Source organism: Mesorhizobium sp. M0701, from assembly GCF_040320365.1.
Lineage (GTDB): Bacteria > Pseudomonadota > Alphaproteobacteria > Rhizobiales > Rhizobiaceae > Mesorhizobium.
Genome location: NZ_JAMYPO010000037.1, coordinates 56,081 through 67,316 on the forward strand (window position 1 = coordinate 56,081; position 11,236 = coordinate 67,316).

Annotated in this window: 12 protein-coding genes; 2 read left to right on the forward strand and 10 right to left on the reverse strand. The window is 61.0% G+C overall.

Going from position 1 to position 11,236, the window contains the following annotated elements; all coding sequences use genetic code 11:
• The first annotated feature begins 1 nt into the window (after window position 1).
• Complete coding sequence (locus NKI24_RS27115) at window positions 2-553, forward strand: acyltransferase (protein WP_352579389.1); 552 nt, start codon at window positions 2-4, stop codon at window positions 551-553.
• On the opposite strand, the gene NKI24_RS27120 is transcribed toward NKI24_RS27115, so the two are convergent.
• From NKI24_RS27120 to NKI24_RS27165, 10 genes are all read right to left on the reverse strand, one after another.
• Window positions 542-1,255, reverse strand: coding sequence for a class I SAM-dependent methyltransferase (locus tag NKI24_RS27120; RefSeq protein ID WP_352749792.1), 714 nt, complete (start codon window positions 1,253-1,255; stop codon window positions 542-544). The two genes, NKI24_RS27115 and NKI24_RS27120, sit on opposite strands and share 12 nt — an antisense overlap.
• Window positions 1,256-1,288: 33 nt before the next feature.
• Complete coding sequence (locus tag NKI24_RS27125; RefSeq protein ID WP_352579390.1) at window positions 1,289-1,510, reverse strand: hypothetical protein; 222 nt, start codon at window positions 1,508-1,510, stop codon at window positions 1,289-1,291.
• A 3-nt stretch (window positions 1,511-1,513) separates the two neighbouring features.
• Window positions 1,514-4,717 carry an SGNH/GDSL hydrolase family protein gene (locus NKI24_RS27130; protein WP_352749795.1) on the reverse strand — a complete coding sequence of 1,068 codons (3,204 nt, stop codon included), beginning with the start codon at window positions 4,715-4,717 and terminating at the stop codon, window positions 1,514-1,516.
• Window positions 4,718-4,873: 156 nt separating this feature from the next.
• Window positions 4,874-5,248 (reverse strand): hypothetical protein, encoded by a 375-nt coding sequence (locus NKI24_RS27135; protein WP_352749445.1) that lies wholly within the window; start codon window positions 5,246-5,248, stop codon window positions 4,874-4,876.
• 316 nt (window positions 5,249-5,564) lie between these two features.
• The gene (locus tag NKI24_RS27140; RefSeq protein ID WP_352749798.1) at window positions 5,565-5,912 is read right to left on the reverse strand and encodes a hypothetical protein; all 348 of its coding nucleotides are present in this window, start codon (window positions 5,910-5,912) and stop codon (window positions 5,565-5,567) included.
• A 437-nt stretch (window positions 5,913-6,349) separates the two neighbouring features.
• Complete coding sequence (locus tag NKI24_RS27145; protein ID WP_352708486.1) at window positions 6,350-6,577, reverse strand: hypothetical protein; 228 nt, start codon at window positions 6,575-6,577, stop codon at window positions 6,350-6,352.
• Between the two features lie 300 nt (window positions 6,578-6,877).
• Window positions 6,878-7,174: a hypothetical protein gene (locus NKI24_RS27150; RefSeq protein ID WP_352749801.1), complete on the reverse strand. Its 297-nt coding sequence runs from the start codon at window positions 7,172-7,174 to the stop codon at window positions 6,878-6,880.
• A 119-nt stretch (window positions 7,175-7,293) separates the two neighbouring features.
• Window positions 7,294-9,792 (reverse strand): hypothetical protein, encoded by a 2,499-nt coding sequence (locus NKI24_RS27155; protein ID WP_352749803.1) that lies wholly within the window; start codon window positions 9,790-9,792, stop codon window positions 7,294-7,296.
• Complete coding sequence (locus NKI24_RS27160) at window positions 9,792-10,283, reverse strand: hypothetical protein (protein WP_352452691.1); 492 nt, start codon at window positions 10,281-10,283, stop codon at window positions 9,792-9,794. Before NKI24_RS27160 ends, NKI24_RS27155 begins: the two co-directional genes overlap by 1 nt.
• A gap of 2 nt (window positions 10,284-10,285) precedes the next feature.
• Window positions 10,286-10,954 carry a hypothetical protein gene (locus tag NKI24_RS27165; protein ID WP_352452690.1) on the reverse strand — a complete coding sequence of 223 codons (669 nt, stop codon included), beginning with the start codon at window positions 10,952-10,954 and terminating at the stop codon, window positions 10,286-10,288.
• 42 nt (window positions 10,955-10,996) lie between these two features.
• On the opposite strand from NKI24_RS27165, the gene NKI24_RS27170 reads away from it, so the two are divergent.
• Window positions 10,997-11,236 (forward strand): hypothetical protein (locus NKI24_RS27170; RefSeq protein WP_352749805.1); only part of this gene is annotated, 240 nt, incomplete at its 3' end.

Consider the following 11,236-nt stretch of genomic DNA (forward strand, 5'->3'; position numbering starts at 1 on the left):
TATGCCATTCGTTCCACCATTCCTCTACCGCCTAGCCGGCATCAACTCCGGCCCCGCAACGAAGCTAAGTTTGCGGAGCGTCCGCAGTTTGCGGCGAGGCAAGCATGCGATCGGCGAAGAATGCATCATCAACAGCGTCTTTTCCTTCGATCGCGCCGATGCAAAGATCACCGTTGGAAAAAGATCCTATATCGGCAAGAGCCACCTCGTGGCGGCTGAGAAGATCGAAATCGGGGATGACGTGATCATTAGTTGGGGTACCACAGTCGTCGATCACAACTCACACGCGACGGGTTGGCAAGACCGCAAGGAAGATGTCGCCGACTGGCATCAGGGAAAAAAGGACTGGTCAAAGATCACCATTGCGCCAGTGAAGATTGAAGACAGTGTTTTTATCGGCTTCAACGTCATTATTCTCAAGGGCGTAACGATCGGCAAGGGATCGGTCGTTGGTGCGGGCTCTGTCGTCACGAAAGACGTGCCGCCCTTTAGTATGGTCGGCGGTAATCCTGCAAAGCAAATCGGCGGCGCTGCTGCTAGATCAGCGACTTGAGCACAGAGCTCCGGCCATGTAGGCCATGCTGCGCATCGCCGTCTTGGGTGCAAACCTTAGAAATTCGGTCCGCAGTCTGTGTTTTACCCATCCTTTTTTTTCGCCAGCCAGGTGCTGTTCATAAGCGAGGTCGTGCGCAAAAACCTTTAGCCGTTCGACCTTTAGCCCAGACGTTTTGAGAAGGTTTTCAAACGTTTGGGTCGTGTAGAAGTTGATATGCCCATACGGCCCTGACATCCGAATGGCCTTCCTGAGATCTCGCGTATGCTCCAAAGGCACTTCAATATAGAGCTTCTCGCAGACCCGAGCCGCCTCCCTCAGAAACATCCGTTCGTGCTCGACGTGTTCGACGACGTGAATGGCAAGCCCAAGATCGAACGACTTGTCGGGATGAGGGATGTGATAGCCGTCGAATACGTCGATGCTGTCCAGTTTGGCGATTTTTCTTGCCTTGATGGCCTCGACGCCGCTCTTCGAAATCTCGACGGCGCCAAGCTTCTTACCGAGCCCCTTCCTGTTCAGCTTATCCAGCACCGCACCTTCGCCCGCCCCGATGTCAAGAATCCTGTCGAAGAATTGGCCTTGAATGACCGCTTCGATGTGCCCGACCGACTGGTTTGAAGCTATGTCCCGTTTTGCGGCTACTTTTCCATCGGCGTAATAGTCGTCATAGATGTCGATGATGCTGCCGGCATGCGCCATGGGACAATCCTCCAAGGATAGCCCCCGCCGACCTCATCCTGCCATTGCCTGCGAATGGCGTCCAGCGTCGACTACGGCGCCGCCTACCCAGACCTCAACGAGACCCTCAATGTCGCCGTCAGGAACCGGGATTTCGCGGCTGTGTGCCGGATCCTTCGGCTTTGCGACCATGATCATTGCGCCCACCACCAGCCATTCCTCGCCCTCCTCGAGCTCGGTGATGATTTCGCCCTTATGCTGAATAGCGAATGCCATTGCTTATCCCCTTTCCGCGACTTGTTCGATGAAGCGCAGCGCATTGCCGTCATGGCCGGCATCGTTGAAATGCAAGCCCTCTTGATAGTTTCCCGAATTGATGTAGTCGAAGCCGTCGATCGGGATGGTCAGCACATTGCGCGATCGATAGGTCTGACGGATTGCGCCAAGGGCGGCATCATAGGTCCGACCGCCCGTGTAGCTTGCATCCCATGCGGCTGACGGCCGCGTCGGCGGCATCACAAGGATACGCGGTGCAGCGGCCGCTTCCAACGTGTTGATGATTGTTGCGATGTTTGCCGATATCGTGGCCGGCGGCGTGCCAAAGCTGTCATTGATGCCGAGCGCCAGGATGGGCACGATCTTGCCGCCGGCGTAGCCGCATTGAGCGGCGGCCGATGTAAGACGCGCGGTGTTGAATGACGAGAAGGCATAGCTGCCGTGTGCCGCGCGCAAGGTGCGCAGGCGCGGACGCGAGCCGGCCGCCTTGACGCCAAGCCTGATGAGCCCGGTAATCTCGACAGGACCGCCGACAGCCGTAAGAGTGTAATTGCCGCTTGCCGCCTGCCCGGTGAGCGAAGGCCCCGAATACTGATCAAGCGCCAGGGCGCCAGCGCAGTTGACGGTTTTGTACGCCGCGCCGCCGTTGAAGACAAAGGCAAGCGATCCCTGAGCGGCGTCCTGAGTGTAGTGGACGTCGACCTGTTCATAGGTGCCGGTAAACGCCAAGGACGCGCCGGCGGCGAGGATGATGCTCTCGCCGATCGGCCCGCGCGACCCTGTCAACACGCTCCCGGCGACGGTGACGCCATAGAAAGTCGGAAGATAGGTAGAGCTTGGCCGCAAAGCAGTCATGCCCGGTTCATCGTCGGCAATGCCGATATTGGCAAAACGCGTAACCAGGTTGAACCAGTGTTTCGGCCCGTCGCTGGCAAGCGCCCAATGGCCGATGCTATCGGCGATCAGGCAGAGCACATCGTTGTTGGCGATGTGTTCGGCCATCGTCGCGCGAAAGCCGTCATAGAGATTTTGCAGCGACGGCCGGCGCGGAATGAAGAAGCGCTTACTGTTGACGGCCGGCTTGCCAGGTCCCCAAAAACCGTCGCCAGATGCGGGAATGGCCGTCAAGGCGAAATTTCCAGGCGGCACATGGGGATTGGGATGAGCGCTCGCCGCGGACGCAAACAGCGCGGTCGCATCGACGACGCCGTTCGGATCGGCGTCAGCCAGCAGGTTCATGCCGGTATTGCTGGCGCCGCCGGTCAAGGCCCGGTCGGCATCGGCGAGCAGACCGGTCTTGATCGTAAAGCGGACCTCGTACCGATGCTGGGCGGACGATGCTACGGTCGCGCCATTCGACAGCGCGCCTGATTTGATCCATGCCGGGATGCCTTGCGGGTTGACGTTGTTTTGAAATTTGTAGGCGCCACCGCTGATCGCCGGATATTTGCCGGCTGGGATTGGGATACCCAGCGGGATATGAGCGACCCCGTTGACCAGCGTCACCGCATATGTGCTTAGGACATTGACCACCAACCCGCCGAGATAGTCCACTACATGAATGAGCGCAGCGCCGGCGCCAGCGCCAGCGCCAACGTCGACCGCTGTAATATGGCCGTCGGCTGGCGCTGGCGTCTGCATGATGACGCTGTAGCTGCCCGGAACGTCCGACCCCGTGTTGACCAGCGTCGGCCAGCCGATTTCCTGGCTAACGCCAACAGCGGAAACGAGACCGTTTGCTGTGGTATAGGCAGCACGCGCCTTGACGGCGACTTCGCCGGTGAAGGTCGCCTTCCACTGCGGACCATTTACAGCGCCTATAGTCTTGGCAGTGTGCGAGGCCGGAACCGCCGCCGTGAACCACTCGACTTCGCCGTTCGGAATTGCCCCGGCAGTATAGTACCAGCTACCAGCGCCAGTGCGCTGGAGGCCCATGACGCTGCCGGCAGGCTTCAGGATCGAAAGCCCTGAAACAACAGACGACGGGCCGGCTGGAACGGACATTGTCTGGTCGGAAACCAGGCTAAGCGTCCCGTCGCCCTCGACGTGGGCAATAACGATGTGGGCTGTCCCCGGCACGATGCCAAATCCAAGCTCCAAGGTCGACAGATATTCATCGACCGTCGACAGCGATCCAGGCCAAAAATAGACGCTGTCGTTCGTAATCACCGTGCCGCCGACGGAACCCGTGATCGGAACGCGTCCGACGATCCTTGAGCTGATCAGGGCAATTTCCGCCGTTGCCGCCCGGACACCCGTATCGGCTGCTACCGGTCCGGCCCCGACATTGTACAACCCCAAAGAACCATTCGAAACTTCGGTCCAGAAATACTCGCCGACATCGACATTCCTGCCCAGCACCGCCGCGGCGGCGGCGGCGGCGAGCCCTGCCGACGCCGCAAAACTGAACGTCGGCGCCACTGTGTAGGAGCCCGGCGCCGTGATCAGTATCTGCGTCAGCGCGCCGCCCGCCACGACGAAGCGGCCGGCCGCGCCCGAGCCGGTGCCGCCGGTAAACGCCAGGTCGAACATGCCGTTGGCGCCGCCCGAGCCGGCCGTGATCGCACCGTTGCCGGCGACGCCGAAGCCGATTGCCGCCGCCGTCGTCGGGAAAATGCCCTTGCCGTAGAGCGAAGCGTCGCGTGCAGCCTGAGCGCTGATGACGGCCGCCGCGGCAGCGACGGCATCGGAATTGGTGGCAGCCCGGTCGGCTGTGGTTTGTCCGGCATTCGCGGCGGAAGCGGCTGCGCTGGCGGATGCCTGGCCGGCGCTGGCTGCGGCAGCATCCTTCAAGGCCTGGGTTTCATCGCGCAGCGCTTCGACCTCATCGACCACATCGGCGATGTCGGGCGAAACGGATGCGGCGATGGTGATGGCATCGGCGCCGACGGCCGGCTCGTCGGCCGTGAACTCGAACACGCGGTCTGCATTCAGCGATCCGATCTGGGTGTGAACGGTCGTGCCCTTCTGCAGGGTACGCGTGGTGCGGGCGTCGGCGGCACGGAACCATTCGCCTGCGCTCGCGGTGTAGATGCCGTTCTGCGTCGGGTCGGCCTGGTCCTTGACCAGCACGCGGTCGCCGACCTCGACCGGCACGCCGTCGATCGTCTGCAGGCCGTGCAGGAGGATGTCGGCCATAGTCGCGAGGCGCACGGGTTCGCGTTCGCCTGTCAGGAGACGAACGGCGGCAGTTGCAGGTCGGGACATGAGGGCTTGCTCCATAAAAAAAGCCCCGCATAAGCGAGGCTGGAAGGGGTTCGGTGTTGTCGGTGGGAGACTTAAGCTACGCGGCCGGACACCGCGCTATCTGGCGCAGCCGGCGATTTACATTTTTCAGACAGCGAGCGGCAACGCGGTCCAGGGCTACAGCAATCCGCCAATCAGCCTTCTTGTGCCGCCCATGGCCGCCAGCCCGCAGGCCATGCCGGCGCAGTCGGCGACCCAGTCGAGGACATCCATATCGCGCGCGATCAGCTGCACGCCCTGAAGCAGCTCGATCGCCGCGCCGGTGATGGCGAGGAGCAAAACCAGTCTCGTCTTGTGTTCCGGCCAGCCGAGGCTTCCGAGTGCCGCCAACACCGCGAACGCCGCGGCGTGGTTGAGCTTGTCGTGCTGGAAGGTGAAGCCCATGTCCAACTCCTGCAGGAAGCGCACCGGCGAAAGCGCGAGCAGGAGGACGCCGGCCAAGGTGAGCAGAAAAACGATCCTTGCCATGGTCGGAAAAGTGTCTGTGCGCAACAGGTCAATCCTTCATCTTAAACAGGAGGCGATCCAGGAGGCACCGCCAACTGACCGCCCGGCGGTTAGCAGGCCATAAGCCAGCATCGTGACCACAATCAGACCGCTGTCCCGATGGCGGCACCAAACCCCGGAGTGGTTGCCATCGCCGGAGTGGCGTACTCACCGGTGATAGCGCCAGCGCTGACCCGGTCGAGCCGACTGCCGGGCCTGCATCAGCGACGAGCGACGGAGCGTGGCTGTACATCACTTTGGGAGCAACGGAAGCACGTTCTCGTCAAGGAACCGACGGCGCTTGCCGACAAGCGGCAGCCGATCACTCTCGAAGTTCCGGCAATACCCTTTCGTCGAGAAATTTGAGACGGCTATCCAACATTTCGGCGTTGGCTGGGCTAGCCGGCACATTGACCGGGATTAGATCTGCCACCGAGTCCCCCCGTCGCGCAGCTTCGACCCACTCTTCCATGGCGCCGATATATCCATCCAGCGCCTCGTATGGAGTCTTGGCGTCTGCAGCCGGCAGATATGTCGGGGGCACATCGCCGACGATTACCCATATCCATGGGTCAACTTCTGGCCTGCCCGGAACAATCTCGAAGAGAAAAATATAGATTATGCCATCGGCACCGTATCCAAGGTACTCCCCTTGATGTCTGAAACCCAATCATAGAAATCAAGATATTTTCGGGCTTCCAGACGTGCAGCATCAAGCTCTTCATCGCCTGTGCTCTTGTCAGCCGACGGCAAGCGGGTGACGCTAGTCAAGTCGGGTTTGACGTCGCTATAATTTCTCTCGACCACTTGTGTTCCCTTTCATTTCTTGCTTGAGCCATCTTCTTCTTGCCCAGCGAGCATAGTCTCTTGCATCGCCATGGTGTTTAATATGATCTGCTCTCGCACGATGCGTGATGTTTGAGAGGTGATCTGCCCCCCGTCGGCCAGCGCTTTCTCGTGAGACACATCCATATTCCGGCCCGTGGGCTGATTGGTCCTTGCCAGAACGCTCCGTGCGAAGTGACGCCCCGGTTTCTTGCACCGCTGTCGGCTCCGCCGCTCAGCGTCGCAATCACCCATGTCAACCGTTACAATTGGAAGTCGAAACTAACTCCGCTCCGATTCTGGGTGTTCGTCGAGGGTTTTGCCTCGCCTCCATGGCGAGGTTTTTGTCTCGCGCCAAGCATACCAGCCGTAAGGTAAATCAGCCAACTGCATAATAGTCTTGTCTTTTTCAACCATATTTTTCAGGCTTATGATCATAATATCGCTTTCATCGAAATCTTCCGATTCATCCGCGTGAAACTGCCATGATCCGTCATCATCATCATGCACGACGCGAGCAACTCACCCACCATTGCGTATAGCTTTCCTGTTTACAAAAACAGCTACGTTCTGGGGGTCTTCAAACTTCCATTTAGTCATCACAGCGCCTATTTGTTCCACTTTCTCTGTTTCGAATTCTTGCAACCATCCTTGCATTGGTGTAACTATTCGATCCGGGAGTCTTTGTCGGATCAACTGGAATAAGCGGATCGATGTGATCAAACTGTGATTCGTTGGCGGAGGAGTAACGCCTTTTTTTACTTTCACCGGGTCAAAGCAGAGTAAACTCCGCTACCATTCAGAATGTGTTTAGGTGATTTTGTCGCGCTTCCATGGCGAAGACTTTGTATCGCGCCACGCACGCCAGCCTAACGGCAAATCCGCCAACTGTGCAACAGTTCCATCAAGCTCGACCACCTCGACCAAGGCCACTAAAATTAGGTCATCTTGATCAACTTCAGCTTCATTTCCGTAGAATTGCCACGACTCATTATCGTCGCCGTCATCATCATGTGACACATACCCAATCCAGCCGCCCGCCCTAAATATCTTCCGAGTCGAAATAACGGCTGTGTTTTTTGGGTTTTCGAACTTCCATTCGGTCATATGTCACCTATTTGTTCGATTTTTCTATATTCTCAAACCCAGCCGTAAGACGAAGATTTTTATCCTAACGATTTGTCTTGTCAGCGGGATTAACCGGATCTATGTGATCGATATGAGCTTCATTTTTTGGAGGAGTTTACGCCTCTTTTGCTTTTCTTTGCTGGAATTATTTCTATACCACTCTCATCCGATCTCAAAATTCCATCATTCACCCTTTTATTTTCCTCGAAAATAGCTATCCTCTGCTTCTTTGTTGGATCCTTGCCGGACGCAACGTTGGGAGGATCTTCCAAATGCGTATAGGGCCTCCTTATTTCTCGGGCCTTGCCGGTCGAGATCGGAATCTCTTCTGCATTGACAGAAACCGGGGGAGCCCCACTATCCAGTACGATATCAGGTTTAGCATTCGCAGAACGCCCGGCAAGCCTTGCCACCACCTGGCTGCCAACTGCACTGAGTCCCTCGGCAAGGACATTGCCGCCCGCCCCCCAAAGCGCGCCGTTGGCAATTCCCCAGGGGACGCTCTGTCCTGTGTTGAAGGCGTATGCCCCGCCATAAGTGCCACCCGCCACACCCCCGACGCCAGTTCGGGCAGCAAGACCGATCAAGCCGTTCTCTGCCGCCGCGCCAACGCTTGCCCGGCCCAGCAAACCGAACAAACTCTCCGCCAGGCCATATCCGCTTAAGCCGGTGCCGAGGGCTTCCGCCGCCCAACCGGCCGAGCCGGCCCGGTCCTCGGCGTCCTCGGTCTTGGCCTGTTCATCTTCGAGGAGGTGCTGGTAGTTTCCTCCCGACCAAACGGAGTCCAGCCCGGCGGAGATCGCATCCGCACCGCCGGCGGCCGCGCCCTTAGCCGTGAGGCGGCCGACATCCGAGAACGCCAAGCCGAATTGCTGTAGCCACGGCATGGCGCTGTAGTGGGCTTGGGCCGGATGTTCCCCGATCCACGCCAGCCCGTTCTTGAGCACCGCAACCTGGGCTTCCAACGACTCTGGCGCGACGTTCGGATCTTGGGCGGCCTCGGCTCGCCACTGGGCTTCCGCCGCCACAGAAATCTGTTGGGTTGTCGCCTTGCGGGCATCAGGATCGCGAACCGCCAGGACGATCGAACTCAATTTGGCAAGGCGCTTTTCGAACGGCACACCTTGGTCGATGTATTTCGCCGCCTGCTGGCCAGCTACGGCCCAGGGCATTGGCAGTATTCGGTCGAAGCCCAACTCCTGCTGAGCAGCGACGGCCCAGGTGACGGCAGCCTTATAATCCTCAGGAGCTGTGATCTTATCCCAGTCCGGAGCATGGTTCGGGAACAGTTGGCCGACGTAACCGGCGGGATCGGCGCGCCTGGCACCCAGCACCAATTGCGCGGCGCCGGCCCTTATCTCATATTGCTCCCGCTCTTCCGGCGAGCCGTAGGGGCCGGGTTCAAAATCCCGAATCTGGGCGTGTATCGCCTGGTTCGGGACGGGTCGCATGTCGAAAACCGCGCGGCCGATATCAGCCGTTATGTCGAAGGCTTGGAGACGCTTGCCGCCATCTTCGGCGCCGTACACGGCAGTGAAGTCTTCGGCACCCGGTGTCTTGCCAGAATAGCTGCCGGTATTGGCAATGGCAGCCGGCGCGTTCTGCAAGGCGATGTCGATGTTCGTGCGCGCATCGACCAGGCTTGCCACAGTCGCTACCTGCGCCTTCTGGCCGAGATCCTGAACCGTGTCCGGCGACAAGTCGGCAATCCAGGGTCCTGCGGCAGCCCAAGCCGTATTTCCGACGGGCCCCACGGAACCCGTGCGGATAGGTGTTTCGTCGGACGGAAGGCCACCTACGGGCGCTTCGCGCGTCGCCAGCACGCTGGACCCACTCGCCCGAGGTCCGCCCACAGCTTCGATGGTATCGTCCTTAGTCCTGCCGTCCGTTGAGACCGGCCCAGTCCCCAGCACCTCCGCAGCGCGCTTCGGGTCCTTGGCGATCATCGCCTGGGCGAGCGCCTTTGCCGTGTTGCTGCGCCAGGCGGCCTCGGCGGCCTGCCGGGCCACCGGGTTGCCCATCTTGCCGATCAGCTCGAGCCCGCTCTGCCGGATCGCCTCGAATGTTCCTGTGTCGTCCGGGTCGCCCTGCGCGATGGCGCTTGTGTAGCCGTCCTCGACCTTGCTCCACTCGGCCTGCTCATAGTTCTGGCGCCGCGCGTGCTGCTGCGCGGCCATGCGCGCCGAGCCGGCCAGCCGCAATGCCTGCTTTTGGGCGAGGAAATTGGCGCGTTCGCCCTCCGGCACTTTCGCTACGGTGTCGTCGAAGATCTGGTCGAACAGGCCGGGCCTGACGACGCCGTCGCTGCGCGGATCGAGCTGGCCATACATGAAGTCGTGCAGGCCGCCGCCGTCGGCCGGCGCGGTCTGCACCGCCACGGCCTCGGCGTGCGCTATGCGTGCGTTCAGCTCGCGGCCGATAATGTCGGCGTCGAACGCATCCTGCTGCTGCTTCTGCTGCCGGAAGCGTTCGGCTATCGCCGACAGCTCGTCGCCAAAGCCTTGCATAGCGGCGCCCACTGGCGAGCCGTTGGGATATGAGGCCACATTGCCGGTATCGAGCCGGCGCTGGGCAAGCTGGAGCGGGATGGTGGCCATCAGTAGAGGCCTCCGCCCGGCGCCGGCGGGAAGGCGCTTCTGCCGAACGTCACCGTCTTGGCCGGGTCGTAGAGGCCGGAGATGCCCGACACGAGGTTGCCGCCGGCCTTGAAGATCGAGGCGCCGACCGCCTGCCTGCCGGAAAAGCGCGCGATCGCCGCCTGCGTGGCGAGACCGTTCTGGCGCAGCTGCGAGCCGTATTGGATCGCCTTGAGGTCGAGCTGGCCCTGCCTGGCATTGGCTGCCAGCACCTCGGTCGGCGAACCTGCGATGGCGACGCCCGAAGCGCCGGCCTGGGCACGCGCCTGGGCCTGCAGCAGATCCTGCTTATGGCGCTCCTGGCCCTGCTCGAAGGCCGAGCTTTGGGCGTCGGCCCGCGCCTGCTGTTCATAGGCTTTGGCCTGGTAGTCGGCCATCTGCTTGGACTGCTGGCCTTCCGCCAGCGCGCCGCCGACCGAAAGCGCCGTACCGATAAGAGCTAGTGTGCACATGGTCAGCCTCGTTCGCCGGCGGGAATGAATTTGCTTTTGATGCCGTCGACCGGCGCGCCGATCGAAGGCCGCCGGTCGAGCACGCCGCCGGGGCTGAGGAAGGACAAAAGCAGTCGGTCGGCCTGGATCGCCGGGCGGCTGAGACGCGATGGCGCGGCGGCCCGCGGGCCGGCCATGGCGGTGCGCCGGATGGTGGTCAGGTTGACCTTCAGGCCGACGGCGCCGTCGGCATTGAACAGGCCGTTGGCAGCGATGATGGCGCGGCTCAAGGCATCGGCCGCGAACAGCTCCTGGCGCAGCTGCTCGATCAGCCAGTGGACCGTGCGCCAGTTCTCGCCGAGCGCCTCGGCCTTTGTCCTGACCTCGTCGCCCGGCGCCGGCGTGGCGGCGACGGCTTCGGCGGGGGGTTCGTCCAGGGGGGCGCCAATGCGGCGCTCGTCCGCGTCCTCGATGGTTTTCTCGATCAGCGCGATTGCAGCGTTGCAGTCGTCCAATGCGGCACGCGCCGCCGTCAAATTTCCGGCGCCGAAGATCGCGTGAAACTTTTCGGTTTCCAGCTCGCCCTTGCGGGCGATCGCATCGTTGAGGTCGGTGTGGAGCAAGGCGCGGATGGCAGCGAAATCGGCAGCCGTCCGCGCCCTGCCGAGTTGCTCGGCATGGGTTGGGGTCACGGGTGGGTTCCTTGGTTGGGAAAGCGATGGAAGACGGAGCGGGTGATCTCCCCCCTCGAGGGGGAGATGCCGAGCTGTGGCAAAGAGGGTAGGCCAGAGGGGGTCGTCTCGCGTGGAGCGCCGGCGTTCTTCCCCCGCGATGGAGGCGATAGGAGGCCGCGTCAGGACGAACCGACCCCCTCTGTCGCCTTCGGCGACATCTCCCCCTCGAGGGCAGGGCTATCGCATATGAGTGATGGCATTGATGAGATAGTCGTCGTTCCAGGCGCATTTCTTGATGCG